The sequence below is a fragment of the Actinomadura decatromicini genome (assembly GCF_008121305.1).
Classification (GTDB): domain Bacteria; phylum Actinomycetota; class Actinomycetes; order Streptosporangiales; family Streptosporangiaceae; genus Spirillospora; species Spirillospora syzygii.
On sequence record NZ_VSRQ01000001.1, the window covers coordinates 57,690 to 73,357 of the forward strand.

The window sequence follows — 15,668 nt, forward strand, 5'->3', positions numbered from 1 at the left end:
TTGTCCAGGGATCCGGGCCCGTTGTCTTGTCGACCGCCGTGTCGGTCGCCTTCCCGCCTGCCCGTGACCGCGCGATCACGGACCGGGGCGGGGTAGGGGTAACTCCCCCGGAGGGTGCCGGTGAATGGGGGCTTAGCACCACCGATCCCTGGACGGCCACCGAACACAATGATGGGGTCGGATCGCCAGGGAACGCACTCCATGGAGGAACACGTGAGCGACAGCGAGCGCCTCGCCGAGCGACTCGGAGGGTACGCGCGGCGTGCCTTCGTCGGCCTCGTCCGGGGCGTGATCCAGATCGTCCTGGCGTTCACCGTGAACCTGCCGCTGTTCATCCTCGCCGTGCTGTCGATCGCGTTCATCCCGCTGGGCGTGGGCGTGCTGCTGGCCCCGGCCGTGTTCGGCGCGATCAGGTCGATCGCCAACCAGCAGCGGGTGTGGGCGGACGAGTGGCACGGGGTGCGGATCGCCGTCCCGTACCGGGCGGAGCCCGCCGGGGGCCTCGGCCCGTTCGGACGGCTGGGCCGGCTGCTCACCGACCCGGCCACCTGGCGCGACCTGCTGTGGACGATCCTGAACGTGCCGGTCGCGCTCGTCCTCGGGATCTTCGGCGGCGGGCTCGTCCTGTACGGCCTGGAAGGCGTGTTCGTCGCGCCGTGGCTGTCGATCGTCACCGCCTACGGCTGGGGCCCGTTCTGGCCGCTGGAGGACTGGGGCGCGGTCGGCATCGTCGGGTCCGTCGTGCTGGGCGCCGCGCTGATCGCGGTGTCGGTCCCGGTCGGGCCGATGTTCCTGAAGGCGCACGCGCTGTTCTGCCAGTCGCTGCTCTCCCCCACGCGCTCCGCGCTGACCGAGCGCGTGCAGCGGCTGACCGAGACCCGGTCGGAGACGGTGGACGCGTCCGCCGCCGAGCTGCGCCGCATCGAGCGCGACCTGCACGACGGCGCGCAGGCCCGGCTCGTCGCGCTGAGCATGAACATCGGGCTCGCCGAGGAGATGATGAAGCACGACCCGGAGACCGCGCAGCAGCTCCTCGCCGAGGCGCGCGCGGCGAGCGGGACGGCGCTGACCGAGCTGCGCGACCTCGTCCGCGGCATCCACCCGCCGGTGCTGGCCGAGCGGGGCCTCGACGGGGCCGTCCGGGCGCTCGCGCTCGGCCTGCCGCTGCCCGTCGACGTCCGGGTCGACCTGCCCGGACGCGCCGACGCCCCGGTCGAGTCGGCGGCCTACTTCGCGGTCGCGGAGATGCTCGCGAACGTCGTCAAGCACTCCGGCGCCGCGCGGGCCTGGGTCCAGATCGAGCACACCGGCGACCGGCTCCTCATGATCGTCGGGGACGACGGGACGGGCGGCGCCGACCCCGCGCGCGGGTCCGGCATGCGCGGGATCGAGCGCAGGCTGGCCGCCTTCGATGGCACGATGGCCGTGACGAGCCCGCGCGGCGGGCCGACCGTCGTGACCATGGAGCTGCCGTGCGCGTTGTCATCGCCGAAGATCTCGCCCTCCTCAGGGACGGGCTGATCCGCCTCCTCGGCGCCTTCGACTTCGACGTGGTCGAGGCGGTGGACAACGGCCCCTCCCTGCTGCGGGCGCTCACCACGCACCGCCCGGACGTGGCGGTCGTGGACGTCCGCCTCCCGCCGACGTTCACCGACGAGGGCCTGCGGGCCGCGCTCGCGGCCCGCAAGGAGATCCCCGGGCTGCCGGTGCTGGTGCTGTCGCAGCACGTGGAGCAGCTCTACGCGCGCGAGCTGCTGTCCGACAGCGGCGGCGGCATCGGCTACCTGCTGAAGGACCGCGTGTCCGACGTCAAGGTCTTCGTCGAGGCGGTGCGCCGGGTCGCGGGCGGCGGCACCGCCCTCGACCCGGACGTCGTCTCCCAGCTCCTCACCCGGCACGCCCGCGAGGAGCCGCTGCAGCAGCTCACCCCCCGCGAGCGCGAGGTCCTCGGCCTGATGGCGGAGGGACGGTCCAACGCGGCGATCGCGGCGAAGCTGTTCGTCACCGAGAAGGCGATCAGCAAGCACACGAACAACATCTTCGGCAAGCTCGGGCTGCCGCAGTCCGAGGACGACAACCGCCGTGTCCTCGCCGTCCTCGCCTATCTGGGCGCCTGAGCCGCCGGGCCCGGCCGTGTCAGCGCGCCCCGTGTCAGCGCGCCCCGTGTCAGCGCGCCCCGTGTCAGCGCGCCCCGTGTCAGCGCGCCCCGTGTCAGCGCGCCCCGTGTCAGCGCGCCCCGTGTCAGCGCGCCCCGTGTCAGCGCGCCCAGGGCGGGACGAGCCGCTCGGCGCCCTGCGGGGCGATGGCGCAGCGCGTGTCGTCCACGAGCTTCTCCGGGTCGTAGACGAGGCATCCGGCGTGGGCAGCGACCACCGCGGTGAACCCGGCGTCCGGCGGGGTGGTCATCTGGCGCGGCACGTCGGCGGGCAGGACGAGCGTGTCGCCGGGGCCCGCCTCCAGCGTCCGTCCGTCCAGGTCGATGGACACGGTTCCGGTGAGGAACGTCCAGACCTGCTCGGTGTCGAAGGCGTGCAGCGGCCCCGTCCGGCCGGGCGCGAAGTCGACGCGCCAGACGGCGATGCCCTCGGTGCCGCCCTGGGTGGGCGTGGCGAACGTCGTCATCGTGCCGTTGGGCGTCTCGGTGCGGCGGCTCTCGGCGGCGCGGATGAGCGTCATGGTCCTCGATCCCCTAAGTTAGACAATGCAGTTGTCCATATAGTCAACGAGGTTGTCTTTTATGTCAAGCGATGGTGACCCCGGCGGCCCTGGCGAGCCCGCCGACGCGCCCGGCTACGAGCTGCCGCTGCGCCTCTTCCTGGCCTTCCGCGGGATCGTCGACGAGCTGAACGCCGAGCTGGCCCGCCAGGGGCACCCCGACCTGCGTCCCATGCACGGCTTCGTCTTCCAGGCCATCGGCCCGCAGGGCACGACGGCGGTCGAGCTCGGCCGCAGGCTCGGCGTCTCCAAGCAGGCGGCGGGCAAGATGATCGAGTCGCTGGAGCGCGCCGGGTACGTCGAGCGCGGCGCCGACCCGGTCGACGCGCGGCGTAAGATCGTGCGGCTGACCGCGCGCGGGACCGACTCGCTCGACCGCGCCGCGCTGATCTTCGAGCGGATCCGGGACGACTGGGTCCGGCGGCTCGGCGCGGACCGCGTCCGGGCGCTGGAGCACGATCTTCGGCAGGTCACGCCCGCCGATCCGTGGCGGCTCGACGTCCCGGGCTGGTTCGGTGCCGGTTGAGATTTCTTTGCGAGGTTCCGACCCATATGTGCCCAGGCAGCCGCTTAGACCACCCCGCGCGGGGCGATCACGGCGCGCGCAAGCCCTTGAACGCACCGTTCCACCCGGTTACCATCCACCCAATTCTTAGGAAAGTTTCCTAAGAGTTGCTGGGAGATTCCTGTTTGTTTCGGGGGCCGGACCGAACGGAGAATCATGTCAAGACCGGGCGGACGGCGAGCGATCGCGCTCGTCGGCGCAGCTACTCTGGCGGTCGGCACCGCCCTGCTCTCGGCGCCGCCGGCGTCGTCGGCGGGGACGGTCACCGCCACCTGTACGAAGACCTCTGACTGGGGCTCGGGCTTCGGCGGCTCGTGCACGGTCACGAACGGGACGAGCGCCGCCCTGAGCGGGTGGAAGGTCGAGGGCGACCTTCCTTCCGGCACTTCCGTGACCTCTGTGTGGGACGCGACCAAGACCGTCTCCGGGAACCACTACACCTTCACCAGCCTCGGGTGGAACGGCGCGGTCGCCGCCGGGTCCAAGGCCACCTTCGGCTTCAACGGCACCGGCTCCGGCTGGTTCACCGGGTGCAAGATCAACGGCGTGGCGTGCGACGGCTCCGGCGACCCCGGCGGGCCGGGCGACGACACCGAGGCTCCCACCGCTCCCTCCGGTCTCCGCGTCACCGGCAAGACCGCCACCAGCGTTTCGCTCTCGTGGACCGCCTCCACCGACAACGTCGCCGTGTCCGGCTACGACGTCTACAACGGCAGCACCAAGGCCGCCTCGACCACCGGCACCAGCGCCACGGTCACCGGCCTCTCCGCCAAGACCGCCTACACGTTCAGCGTCAAGGCCACGGACGCCGCCGGGAACACCTCCGCCGCGTCCGCCTCCGTGTCGGCCACCACCGACGAGGGCGGCGGCAACGGCAACGCCGGCGACAAGGTGATCGGCTACTACACCAACTGGGGCGTCTACCAGCGCAACTACCACGTCAAGAACATTGAGACGAGCGGTTCGGCGAGCAAGCTGACCCACATCAACTACGCCTTCGGCAACGTCCAGGGCGGCCGCTGCACCATCGGCGACGCCTACGCCGACTACGACAAGGCCTACGGCGCCGACCAGAGCGTCGACGGCGTCGCCGACAACTGGGACCAGCCGCTCCGCGGCAACTTCAACCAGTTGCGCAAGCTGAAGGCGAAGCACCCGAACCTGAAGATCCTCTGGTCGTTCGGCGGCTGGACGTGGTCCGGCGGCTTCGGCCAGGCGGCGCAGAACCCGGCCGCGTTCGCCGACTCCTGCTACAACCTCGTCGAGGACAAGCGCTGGGCGGACGTGTTCGACGGCATCGACATCGACTGGGAGTACCCGAACGCCTGCGGCCTCTCCTGCGACACGAGCGGGCCGGACGCGTTCAAGAAGCTCCTGGCCGCGGTGCGCGCCAAGTTCGGCTCCGGCAACCTGGTCACGGCCGCCATCACCGCCGACGCCAGCAACGGCGGAAAGATGGACGTCACCGACTACGGAGGCGCCGCGCAGTACGTCGACTGGTACAACCCCATGACCTACGACTACTTCGGCGGCTGGGACGCGAAGGGACCGACGGCCCCGCACTCCCCGCTCACGTCCTACCCGGGCATCCCGCACGAGGGCTTCAACACGAGCGACACGATCGCCAAGCTGAAGGCCAAGGGCGTCCCCGGCAGCAAGCTCCTGCTCGGCCTCGGCTTCTACGGCCGCGGCTGGACGGGCGTCACGCAGGCCGAGCCCGGCGGCACCGCGACCGGTCCCGCGCCCGGCACCTACGAGGCCGGCATCGAGGACTACAAGGTCATCAAGTCCAGGTGCCCGGCCACCGCCACCATCGCCGGAACCGCCTACGCCAAGTGCGGCGACCAGTGGTGGAGCTACGACACGCCGTCCACCATCGGCGGGAAGATGAAGTACGCGGGCGCCGAGGGCCTCGGCGGCGCGTTCTTCTGGGAGCTCAGCGGCGACACGACGAACGGTGAGCTCATCTCCGCCATCAAGAACGGTCTCGGCTAAGCCGCGCCCGTCAAGAACGGTCTCGGCTGAGCTGTTCGCAGAGGGGGTCCTCCCAGCCCCTTCAGTACAGCCGAGACATCGGGCCCCTGACCAACCGGACGCCGGTCAGGGGCCCGCCCTTTTCCCCGCGGTGCGGCCGTGCGCTCAGTCCGTCTGGAGGACGGCCTGGATCTCCAGGACGATCTGGACCTTGTCGCTCAGCGCCAGCCCGCCGCCCGGGATCGTCGTCCCCTCGCCCACGCCGAACTCGAGCCTGCTGATCTCGCCGGTCGCCGTGAACCCCGCGCGGGCGCCCTTGAACGGGTCGTCCTGCCGGAACGGGTCGGGGCCGAACCCCTCGGGCACCAGGTCGAGCGGGACCTCCCTGGTCAGCCCGCGCAGGGTCAGCTCGCCGTCGAGGACGAAGCCGTCGCCGCCGGGACGGAGCCCGGTCGAGCGGTAGGTCATGATCGGAAACTTCTCCATGTCCAGGAAGTCGGCGGACCTGACGTGCTCGTCGCGCTGGGCGTTGCCGGTGTCGATCGAGGTCAGGTCGATGGTCGCGGCGACGGACGAGTCGAGCGGGTCGGCGCCGGTGGTGATCGTCCCCTCGAACGTCCCGAACCGGCCGCGCACCTTGCTGACCATCATGTGCCGGATCGTGAAGCCGACGCCGGAGTGGGCGGGGTCGATCGTCCACGTGCCGGCGACGTAGCCGGGGACCTCGACAAGCTCGGCGGTCATCGTGTCTCCTAAGGTTATGAAAGGTAAGGCGGTTCCGATCAGGAACCGTGGAGCGCGCCTCCATGGTGCGGACGCGCCCGGCCCCGGCACAAGAAGGCACTTTTTCCTGCCCTGGTCACCTGGAGAGAACCAATGGAGTACACGGCGGAACGCTGCCGCGCCCGCGAGACCCTCGACCGGGTCGGCGACAAATGGTCGCTGCAGGTCATCGCGCTGCTCGGCGAGCGCACCAAGCGGTTCACCGAACTGAAGCGCGAAATCGACGGGATAAGCCAGCGGATGCTCACCGTCACGCTGCGCGGATTGGAGCGCGACGGCATCGTCACGCGCAAGGTCTATCCGGTGATGCCGCCGCGCGTGGAGTATTCGCTGACCGAGATGGGCGCGACGCTGATGGACGCGGCCAACACCCTCGTCTGCTGGGCGGAGAGCCACCTGGCGGAGATCGACGCCGCCCGCGCCGCCTACGACGCGCGCAACGCCGACCCGGAGGGGTGAACGCGGGCGGGCGGCGAAATGGACGTGCCGTCGCGGTCCGCGTCGCGTAGCGTGGAAGGCGATATGGACCTTCACGAGGTGGGACGGCGAGCTAGCCGCGCCGAGCTGGGGAACGAGCAGTCGTGCCCGGCCCGGCTCGGCGGTGTGCGCCGTCATCCCATCGACCTCGTGAGGCCGTCCCATGCGCTCTGCTGACATTCGCTCGGCATTCCTCGACTTCTTCCAAGACCGCGACCACCGGGTCGTGCCGTCCAGCCCGCTGATCCCGTCCGACCCGACGCTGCTGCTGGCCAACGCGGGCATGAACCAGTTCAAGCCGTACTTCCTCGGGGAGACGGCGCCGGAGCATTCGCGGGCGGTGTCCGTCCAGAAATGCGCGCGGACGTCCGACATCGAGAACGTGGGCCGCACCACGCGGCACGCGACGTTCTTCGAGATGCTCGGCAACTTCTCCTTCGGCGACTACTTCAAGGCCGAGGCGATCTCCTGGGCGTGGGAGCTCTTCACACGCCATTACAACCTCGACCCGGAACGCCTCTGGGTGACCGTTTACCTGGACGACGACGAGGCGGCGCGGATATGGCGGCGCGTCGGCGTCCCGGCGTCCCGGATCCAGCGCCTCGGAATGGAGGACAACTACTGGTCGATGGGCGTCCCCGGGCCGTGCGGGCCGTCCTCGGAACTGCATTACGACCGGGGCCCTTCCTTCGGTCGCGAAGGCGGGCCCGCCGTGGACGGCGAGCGCTACCAGGAACTGTGGAACCTCGTCTTCATGCAGAACCTTCGCGGTGAGGGGACGGGCAAGGGCGGATATCCGATCCTGGGCGAACTGCCCGCGAAGAACATCGACACCGGGCTCGGACTCGACCGGCTCGCCACCGTCCTCCAGGACGTGGACACGGTGTGCGAGACGGATCTGCTCGCGCCGACGTTCCGGCTCGTCCAGGAAATGGCGGGCCGCGAATATCCGGGACGCGACGGAAGCGACGAGTCGACGTCGTTCCGGATCGTCGCGGAGCATTCGCGGTCGGTCGCGTTCCTCATCGCGGACGGCGTCCTGCCCGCGCGGGACGGCCGCGGCTACGTGCTGCGCCGCCTGATGCGCCGCGCCGTCCGGCACGCGCGCAGGCTCGGCATCGACGAGCCGGTGCTGCCGGAGCTGACGGCCAGCGTCGTCGGAAACCTCGGCAAAACCTGGCCCGAGCTGGCCCGGCAGGAGGACCTGATCCGGCAGGTCGTGTCAGCGGAGGAGGAGGGCTTCGAGCGGACCCTCCGCCAGGGCTCCCAACTCCTCGACGCGGCGATCGCCCGCGCGAGCAGCACGATCTCCGGGCGGACCGCGTTCGAGCTGCACGACACCTACGGCTTCCCGATCGACCTGACCGTCGACGCGGCGCGCTCGGCGGGCCTCACCGTCGACGAGACCGAATTCGCGGAATTGCTCGAAGATCAGCGCCGTCAGGCGCAGCGAGCGGGCCGGGGCCGCAAGGGCGACGCGGTCGCGCGCGCGGACGCCTACCGGCGGAGCACGGCTCAGCACGGCCTCACCGACTTCGTCGGCCACTCCGCGACAAAAGCGGAAACAAACGTCCTCGCGCTGCTGGACTCCCACGGTCCTCTCCAGAGCGCGGCCGAGGGCGACGAGGTCGAGCTGATCCTGACGCGCACGCCGTTCTACGCGGAGTCCGGCGGCCAGGTCGGGGACACGGGCGTCGTGCGCACCTCGTCCGCGACGCTCCGAGTCCTCGACACCCGGCTCGGCCTGGACGGCCTGCACGTGCACACCGTCCGCGTCCTGGACGGCGAGGTGCGCCCCGGCACGGCGGCGGAGGCGGTCGTCGACGCGGACCGCCGGGCGGCGACCGCGCGCTCGCACAGCGCGACCCACGTCCTGCACGCGATGCTGCGCCGCCACCTCGGCGACCACGCGGCACAGCGCGGCTCCCGCGTCGAGCCGGGGCGCCTCCGCTTCGACTTCGCGCACTTCTCGTCCTTCGACACCGAACCCGTGCAGACGCTCGTCAACGAGTACCTCCTGGACGATCCGGACGTCCGCGTGTGGGAGGCGTCGCGCGCCGAGGCGGAGGCGGCGGGGGCGTACGCGCTGTTCGGCGAGAAGTACGGCGACTCCGTCCGCATCGTGGACATCGGCGACGCGTCCCGCGAACTCTGCGGCGGGACGCACGTCGGCCACGGTTCCCAGGCGGGGCCGGTCCACATCGTCGGCGAGTCGTCCATAGGCACCGGCCTACGCCGCATCGAAGCCCTCACCGGCGCAGACGCGCTACGCCACTACGACCACCAGCAGGCGCTCCTCACCGAACTGGCGGAGTTGCTGAACGTCCGCCCAGACCAGGCGCCGGAAAAACTGCGCCAACGCCTGGAAACACTGGCCGAGACCCAACGCCACCTGGAAACTCTGCACCGCGCCTCCCTGGACGCACACGCGGAACGGCTCGCCTCCCAGGCCGCCCCAGTCCCGGGCGGCTGGCTCCTGGCACGGTCAATCCCGTCCCTCACCAGCACCGACCTACGCACCGTCGCGACCGGCGTCCTCACCCGCCGCGGCCCGCGCGGCATCGTCATCCTGGGCACGACGACCGAAGGAAAAGCCGCGCTGGTCGCCGCGACGAACACCACCATCCAGGCCCGTGACGTCCTCTCCACCGCGGCACGCGAGGTAGGCGGCGGCGCGGGCGGCAAGGGCCCCCTGGCGAACGCGGGCGGCCGCCACCCCGACCGCCTCCCCCAAGCGCTCAACACGGCGGCGACGGAGGCCCGCACGATCCTGGCGACACTCCCCTAGCCAGAACGGGCCGCCCGATTCTTCCGGGCGGCCCGTTCCGCTGGTCGGGCTGGCGGGATTTGAACCCACGACCCCCGGCACCCAAAGCCGGTGCGCTACCAAACTGCGCTACAGCCCGCACGTCACGACGACGCGAGAAGTCTAGACCCGATCCGCCACGGCCCGCTCGGCCTCCCGAGGGCACGCCCACCCCCGCGAACCCTGTACGCTACGGGATGGCGGCCGAGGCCTGACACCTCATTCGCACGCGGGCGTAGCTCAATGGTAGAGCCCCAGTCTTCCAAACTGGCTACGCGGGTTCGATTCCCGTCGCCCGCTCCCATCGAAAAGCCCAGGTCGGCTCAGGTGCCCCTGGGCGCCTTCCCTGGCCGCCACCGCGATGACCGCCGAAGCCGCGCAGGTCCCGGACTTCGACCACCGCTGGATGGCATTCAGCCCCGCCAACGTCCAATTCCGCTACGGAACATTCCCCACCTCGGGCGACGCCGCGCCGGTTGCTAAGACGGAGGGTGGGCGCTAGGGACGGCGGTGGGGCAGCCGGGCGGGTTAGGTGGGCTCTTCTCCGAGGCCCGTGGCGAAGGCGAATTTCGCTACGAATTGCTCCGAGGCTGGGGCCCTCTTAGCCGGGTCGCTCGGCGGGCCACAGGAAGGGCACCCGTTCCAGGGAGCCGTTCGAGAATTTGCGGTAAAGGGCTCGGGGGAGACCGGGGGCGCGGCCAGGACGGCATCGCGAGGGGCGAACACGTCGTCGAGGAAGACCTCGTGGAAATGGGCGGTGCCGGTCACCAGCCGGACGGGTCGGACGGTCACCCTAGATGTGTTCATGTCCAGCAGGAACATGGTGAGGCCCCGGGTCCGGGACGGGTGGTCGGTTGGGCGGGCCTACGATCGGGGCGTATGGGGTTGCAGCTTGTTCAGGTGAATTTCAAGGCTCGGGACGACGCGGCGCTCGGACGGTTCTGGGCGGACGTCCTCGGGTGGGGCGTCTCCAGTGAGGGGCCGGGTGTTACCAACGTCGAGCCTGTGGGGTTCGACTGGCCTGATCCGACGGCGGTGTGCGTCGACTTCGTGACCGTGCCGGATCCGGAGACGGTGAAGGATCGGGTGCATCTCGATCTGGCTAGTACGTCTGAGGCCCATCAGGCGGAGTTGGTCGCGCGGTTGGAGGCGCTGGGGGCGACGCGTGCCGATGTGGGGCAGGGAGACGTCCCGTGGACGGTCATGGCCGATCCGGAGGGCAACGTGTTCTGCGTGCTGGAGCCCCGGGAGATCTACCGGGACACCGGGCCGATCGCCGTGGTGGTCGTCGACTGCGCGGATCCGCGGGCCATGGCCCGGTTCTGGGACGAAGCGCTGGATTGGACGCTGCACGAGTTGACCGACGACCACGCGGTGCTGCGTTCGAGCGAGGGCGTCGGGCCGTATCTGGAGTTCCTCCGCAAGTCCGGCGAGAGGGCGTGGTGGAACCGCATCCACCTCGATGTGCTGCCGTCCCCCGTCGAGGACAAGGAGGCTGAGGTGGCTCGGCTGAAGAGTCTCGGCGCGACCGATCTCGACGTCGGCCAAGGTGATGTGCCGTGGACGGTCCTCGCCGACCCGGAGGGCAACGAGTTCTGCGTCCTCGGCAGAGGGTGAGGCGGAGGGCCACGGCGGTGTTTCGCTCGGGGGACGTCGGGTAGGTGGGACGGCGCGCCGCGGTGAGGGGTGGTGTGACGTGGGCGTTCGTACTTGGATCGGGTCGTGGCCCGTCTACCGCCAGTTCACCGGGGACGACCCGCTCGGGCGGGGTGCCGCGGCGAAGAGCGCGGGCTCCGAGCGGATCAAGGCGCGGGTGAGCACGGCCGACAAGGTCGTGAAGTCCGTCTGCCCGTACTGCGCCGTCGGTTGCGGGCAGGACGTGTACGTCCAGGACGGCAGGGTCACCCAGATCGAGGGCGACCCGGACTCACCGGTCAGCCGGGGGCGGCTGTGCCCGAAGGGCTCGGCCAGCCTCCAGCTGACCACCGGGTCCGCCCGCGAGTACCGGGTGCTGTACCGGCGCCCGCACGGAACCGAGTGGGAACCGCTCGACCTCGACACCGCGATGGACATGATCGCCGACCGGGTGATCGCGGCGCGGCGGCAGGGGTGGCAGCAGGAGGAGGACGGCGTCCCGGTGCGGCGCACGCTGGGCCTCGCGAGCCTCGGTGGCGCGACCCTGGACAACGAGGAGAACTACCTGATCAAGAAGCTGTTCACCGCGCTCGGCGCGGTGCAGATCGAGAATCAGGCCCGCATTTGACACTCCTCCACCGTTCCCGGTCTGGGAACCTCGTTCGGACGCGGCGGCGCGACCACCTTCCAGCAGGATCTGCAGAACGCGGACTGCATCGTCGTCCAGGGCTCGAACATGGCGGAATGCCATCCGGTTGGGTTCCAGTGGGTGATGGAGGCGAAGGCGCGCGGCGCGAAGCTCGTCCATGTCGACCCGCGGTTCACGCGGACGAGCGCCGTGGCCGACGCGCACGTACCGCTGCGTGCCGGTAGCGACATCGCGTTCCTCGGCGGGATCGTCAACTACGTCCTGCAGAACGAGAAGTACTTCCGCGACTACGTGGTCGCGTACACGAACGCGCCGGTGATCCTCTCGGAGGACTTCCGCGGCACCGAGGACCTGGACGGTGTGTTCTCCGGCTTCGACCCGGAGAAGCGCGTGTACGACCACACGACCTGGCAGTACGCCGGGATGAACGTCCAGTCGGCGGCCGGTGAGCGCGACATGCAGTGGGACGAGCGCGCCGAGGCCGTGTCGGAGGCGGGACGCGGCGAGGCGCACGGCTCGGGCGGCGCCGCGATCGGCGAGGGCACGCCCGAGCGCGACCTGACGCTGGAACATCCCCGGTGCGTGTTCCAGGTGCTCAAGCGGCACTTCGCGCGGTACACGCCGGAGATGGTCGAGCGGATCTGCGGCGTCTCGCAGGACCGGTTCCGCGAGGTCTGCGAGCTGATCGCGGAGAACTCCGGGCCCGACCGGACCACGGCGTTCGCGTACGCGGTCGGCTGGACGCAGCACACGGTCGGCGTCCAGTACATCCGGACGGCCTCGATCCTCCAGTCGCTGCTGGGCAACATCGGACGGCCGGGCGGCGGAATCCTGGCACTGCGCGGGCACGCGTCCATCCAGGGCTCGACCGACATCCCGACGCTGTTCAACCTGCTCCCCGGTTACATCCCGATGCCGCACGCCCACACCAACGAGAACCTGGACGCGTTCGTCCAGGCGGAGTCGGCGGAGAAGGGCTTCTGGGGCAACATGCGCTCCTACATCGTCAGCCTGCTCAAGGCGTACTGGGGCGACGCCGCGACCGAGGACAACGACTACTGCTTCGACTACCTCCCCAGGCTGACCGGGTCGCACAGCACGTACGAGACGGTGATGGCCCAGATCAACGGCACGTGCAAGGGCTATTTCCTGATGGGCGAGAACCCGGCGGTCGGGTCGGCGAACGCGAAGCTCCAGCGGCTCGGGATGGCGAACCTGGACTGGCTGGTCGTCCGCGACTTCTCGCTGATCGAGTCCGCGACGTGGTGGAAGGACGGCCCGGAGATCGAGACGGGCGAGATGCGCACCGAGGACATCGGCACCGAGGTGTTCTTCATGCCCGCCGCCGCGCACACCGAGAAGGACGGCAGCTTCACCAACACGCAGCGGATGCTGCAATGGCACCACCAGGCCGTGGAGCCCGCCGGGGAGGCGCGCAGCGAGCTGTGGTTCATGTACCACCTGGGCCGCATCATCCGGGAGAAGCTCGCCGGGTCGGAAGCGGCGATGGACCGTCCGCTGCTCGACCTCACCTGGGACTACCCGACCCACGGCAGGCTGGACGAGCCCGACGCCGAGGCCGTCCTCGCCGAGATCAACGGACGGGACGCGGACGGGAATCCGCTGTCGTCCTACACGCAGCTCAAGGACGACGGGTCCACGTCGTGCGGCTGCTGGATCTACTGCGGCTGCTACGCGGACGGCGTGAACCAGCCCGCCCGCCGCAAGCCCGGCTCCGAGCAGAGCTGGGTCGCGCCGGAGTGGGGCTGGGCGTGGCCCATGAACCGGCGCATCCTGTACAACCGGGCGTCCGCCGACCCTGACGGCAACCCGTGGAGCGACCGCAAGGCGCTCATCTGGTGGGACGCCGACAAGGGCAAGTGGACGGGCCACGACGTGCCCGACTTCGTCGCCGACCGTCCGCCCGACTACCGGCCGCCGGACGACGCGACCGGCCCGGACGCGCTCGCCGGGGACGACCCGTTCATCATGCAGGCGGACGGCAAGGCGTGGCTGTACGTCCCGGCCGGGCTGACGGACGGCCCGCTCCCCGCGCACTACGAGCCGCAGGAGTCGCCGTTCACGAACGCGCTGTACGGGCAGCAGCGCAACCCCGTCCGGCATCTGCTCCCGCCGCATCCGGACGACCGGTTCGCGCCGAGTAACGGCGCGCCCGGGGCGGAGGTGTTCCCGTTCGTCGCGACGACGTACCGGCTCACCGAGCACCACACGGCGGGCGGGATGTCGCGCTGGCAGCCGTACCTGGCGGAGCTGCAGCCGGAGTTCTTCTGCGAGGTGTCGCCGGAGCTGGCGGCCGAGCGGGACCTGGAGCACGGCGGCTGGGCGACGATCGTCAGCCCGCGCAATGTGGTCGAGGCGCGCGTCCTGGTCACCGACCGGATGGCCCCGCTCACCGTGGAGGGGCGGACGCTCCACCAGGTCGGCCTCCCCTACCACTGGGGTCCGAACGGCTACAGCAGGGGCGACGCGGCGAACGAGCTGCTGCACCTCGCGCTGGACCCGAACACCCACATCCAGGAGGCGAAGGCGCTGGCGGTCGACATCCGGCCGGGGCGGCGCCCGCGCGGGCGGGACGCGGCGGCGCTCGTCCGCGAGTACCGGGAGCGCGCCGGGATCACCGCCGAGACCGGCACCGAGATCTAACGCACGAGCCGGACGGCCCGGACGATCTCGTCGTCGTCGCCGGGCGGGACCGCGCGCAGGTCGAGCAGGCAGCGGCCGCCGTCGACGCGTCCCATCACGGCGGGCGCGCCGAGCCGCAGCCGGGCCGCGTACGGCTCGGGCAGCGACACCGCCGCGCTCGGCAGGACGACGCCGGGCGCGCCGCCGCCCCCGACCGCCGCCTCGCTCGCGACGGGCCGCGCGTCCACCCCGGCGTCGCGGAGCCGGGCGGCGAGGCGTTCGGCGCGCCCGCGCAGCGCCTCCGGGTCGGCGTGCAGGGCCAGCGCGGTCGGGGTGGCGGGGCCGCGCAGGGTCGCCTCCAGCGCGGCGAGCGTCGTCTTGCCGACCCGCAGCGCCCGCGCGATCGGATGGCGGGCGAGCCGCCGGACGAGGTCCTCTCTGCCGAGGGCGATGCCGCACTGCGGGCCGCCGAGCAGCTTGTCGCCGCTCGCGGTGACGAGGCCGGCGCCGGCCTTGAGCATGGACGCGGCGTCCGGCTCGTCCGGCAGCAGCGGCTCGGGGGCGAGGAGGCCGGAGCCGATGTCGGCGACGACGGGAACGCCGAGACCGGCCAGCTCCGAGACGTCGGCGCCGCGCGTGAAGCCGGTGACGCGGAAGTTCGACGGGTGCACCTTGAGGATGAAGCCCGTCTCGTCGCCGATCGCCTCGGCGTAGTCGGCGGGGGTCGTGCGGTTGGTGGTGCCGACCTCGCGCAGCCGGGCGCCGGTCGCGGCGAGCAGCTCGGGGATGCGGAAGCCGTCCCCGATCTCCACCATCTCGCCGCGGCTGATCACGATCTCCCGGTCGCGCGCGAGCGCGGTCGCGGCCAGCACGAGCACCGCCGCGCCGTTGTTGACGACGTGCGCGGCCTCCGCCTTCGGCACCCGCTCCAGGAGCGCGTCCAGGACGGACCGTCCGCGCCGCGCGCGACGGCCCGTCTCCAGGTCGAGCTCGACGTCGGTCGGGCCGGACGCCATGGCCGCGGCGTCGCGGGCCGCGTCCGACAGCGGCGCCCGCCCGAGGTTCGTGTGCAGCAGGACGCCGGTCGCGTTGATCACCGGACGCAGCCCGGACGCGGTCGGCGGCAGCGCCGCGACGGCGGCGTCGGCCACCGCGTCCGGCGGGATCTCGCCGCTCCGGGCGCGCCGCTGCGCCGCGCCGATCGCGGCCTTCACGATCCCGCGGCCGAGCCGTCCGGCCGCCAGCGCGAGCCGCGGTTCGGCGAGGAGGGCGTCGGTGCGGGCGATCCGCCGCCGCGCGTCCCCGCCCGCCTCCTGGCCCGCGTCCTCGCCCGCGGCCTCACCTGCGGCCGGGGGCGCGCCGGGCACGGCTTCACGATCCATCGGGCGACCTCCGCGGTGTTTCCGCCAGCATCGCACGCG

11 protein-coding genes and 2 tRNA genes are annotated in these 15,668 nt (G+C 71.3%); 9 read left to right on the forward strand and 4 right to left on the reverse strand.

Going from position 1 to position 15,668, the window contains the following annotated elements:
• The first annotated feature begins 213 nt into the window (after positions 1-213).
• Together FXF68_RS00235 and FXF68_RS00240 are read left to right on the forward strand one after the other, a co-directional pair.
• Entirely contained in the window at positions 214-1,521 is a 1,308-nt protein-coding gene (locus tag FXF68_RS00235) for a sensor histidine kinase (RefSeq protein WP_246178036.1), read from the forward strand.
• Entirely contained in the window at positions 1,473-2,117 is a 645-nt protein-coding gene (locus tag FXF68_RS00240) for a LuxR C-terminal-related transcriptional regulator (RefSeq protein WP_148353715.1), read from the forward strand. Before FXF68_RS00235 ends, FXF68_RS00240 begins: the two co-directional genes overlap by 49 nt.
• A gap of 139 nt (positions 2,118-2,256) precedes the next feature.
• On the opposite strand, the gene FXF68_RS00250 is transcribed toward FXF68_RS00240, so the two are convergent.
• The gene (locus FXF68_RS00250; protein WP_148756807.1) at positions 2,257-2,676 is read right to left on the reverse strand and encodes a cupin domain-containing protein; all 420 of its coding nucleotides are present in this window, start codon (positions 2,674-2,676) and stop codon (positions 2,257-2,259) included.
• Positions 2,677-2,737: 61 nt separating this feature from the next.
• Between FXF68_RS00250 and FXF68_RS00255 the strand changes: the two genes are divergently transcribed.
• Both FXF68_RS00255 and FXF68_RS44340 read left to right on the forward strand, forming a co-directional pair.
• Positions 2,738-3,241 (forward strand): MarR family winged helix-turn-helix transcriptional regulator, encoded by a 504-nt coding sequence (locus tag FXF68_RS00255; RefSeq protein ID WP_148756808.1) that lies wholly within the window; start codon positions 2,738-2,740, stop codon positions 3,239-3,241.
• 195 nt (positions 3,242-3,436) lie between these two features.
• Complete coding sequence (locus tag FXF68_RS44340; protein WP_148756809.1) at positions 3,437-5,275, forward strand: glycosyl hydrolase family 18 protein; 1,839 nt, start codon at positions 3,437-3,439, stop codon at positions 5,273-5,275.
• Positions 5,276-5,419: 144 nt separating this feature from the next.
• Here FXF68_RS44340 and FXF68_RS00265 read toward each other — a convergent pair whose 3' ends face one another.
• A complete protein-coding gene (locus FXF68_RS00265) occupies positions 5,420-5,998 on the reverse strand; it encodes a YceI family protein (protein WP_148756810.1) in 579 nt (192 codons plus the stop codon).
• Positions 5,999-6,130: 132 nt separating this feature from the next.
• On the opposite strand from FXF68_RS00265, the gene FXF68_RS00270 reads away from it, so the two are divergent.
• Together FXF68_RS00270 and alaS are read left to right on the forward strand one after the other, a co-directional pair.
• Positions 6,131-6,496 (forward strand): winged helix-turn-helix transcriptional regulator, encoded by a 366-nt coding sequence (locus tag FXF68_RS00270; protein WP_148756811.1) that lies wholly within the window; start codon positions 6,131-6,133, stop codon positions 6,494-6,496.
• 181 nt (positions 6,497-6,677) lie between these two features.
• The gene (gene alaS, locus FXF68_RS00275) at positions 6,678-9,302 is read left to right on the forward strand and encodes an alanine--tRNA ligase (RefSeq protein WP_148756812.1); all 2,625 of its coding nucleotides are present in this window, start codon (positions 6,678-6,680) and stop codon (positions 9,300-9,302) included.
• Between the two features lie 41 nt (positions 9,303-9,343).
• Here alaS and FXF68_RS00280 read toward each other — a convergent pair.
• Positions 9,344-9,420, reverse strand: a tRNA-Pro gene (locus FXF68_RS00280).
• Between the two features lie 129 nt (positions 9,421-9,549).
• On the opposite strand from FXF68_RS00280, the gene FXF68_RS00285 reads away from it, so the two are divergent.
• The 3 genes from FXF68_RS00285 (at position 9,550) to fdh (ending at position 14,268) form a co-directional block, all read left to right on the forward strand.
• Positions 9,550-9,620 (forward strand) — tRNA-Gly (locus FXF68_RS00285).
• 579 nt (positions 9,621-10,199) lie between these two features.
• Positions 10,200-10,937: a VOC family protein gene (locus FXF68_RS00290; RefSeq protein ID WP_148756813.1), complete on the forward strand. Its 738-nt coding sequence runs from the start codon at positions 10,200-10,202 to the stop codon at positions 10,935-10,937.
• 79 nt (positions 10,938-11,016) lie between these two features.
• The gene (fdh, locus tag FXF68_RS00300; protein WP_222869735.1) at positions 11,017-14,268 is read left to right on the forward strand and encodes a formate dehydrogenase; all 3,252 of its coding nucleotides are present in this window, start codon (positions 11,017-11,019) and stop codon (positions 14,266-14,268) included.
• On the opposite strand, the gene selA is transcribed toward fdh, so the two are convergent.
• The gene (gene selA, locus FXF68_RS00305; protein WP_148756816.1) at positions 14,265-15,629 is read right to left on the reverse strand and encodes an L-seryl-tRNA(Sec) selenium transferase; all 1,365 of its coding nucleotides are present in this window, start codon (positions 15,627-15,629) and stop codon (positions 14,265-14,267) included. The two genes, fdh and selA, sit on opposite strands and share 4 nt — an antisense overlap.
• Between the last annotated feature and the right edge of the window lie 39 nt (positions 15,630-15,668).

Coding starts and splice junctions, on each gene's coding strand:
- FXF68_RS00250 (WP_148756807.1), bottom strand. CDS start 2,676: ATGACGCTCATCCGCGCCGCCGAGAGCCGCCGCACCGAGACGCCCAAC.
- FXF68_RS00255 (WP_148756808.1), top strand. CDS start 2,738: ATGTCAAGCGATGGTGACCCCGGCGGCCCTGGCGAGCCCGCCGACGCG.
- FXF68_RS44340 (WP_148756809.1), top strand. CDS start 3,437: ATGTCAAGACCGGGCGGACGGCGAGCGATCGCGCTCGTCGGCGCAGCT.
- FXF68_RS00265 (WP_148756810.1), bottom strand. CDS start 5,998: ATGACCGCCGAGCTTGTCGAGGTCCCCGGCTACGTCGCCGGCACGTGG.
- FXF68_RS00270 (WP_148756811.1), top strand. CDS start 6,131: ATGGAGTACACGGCGGAACGCTGCCGCGCCCGCGAGACCCTCGACCGG.
- alaS (WP_148756812.1), top strand. CDS start 6,678: ATGCGCTCTGCTGACATTCGCTCGGCATTCCTCGACTTCTTCCAAGAC.
- FXF68_RS00290 (WP_148756813.1), top strand. CDS start 10,200: ATGGGGTTGCAGCTTGTTCAGGTGAATTTCAAGGCTCGGGACGACGCG.
- selA (WP_148756816.1), bottom strand. CDS start 15,629: ATGGATCGTGAAGCCGTGCCCGGCGCGCCCCCGGCCGCAGGTGAGGCC.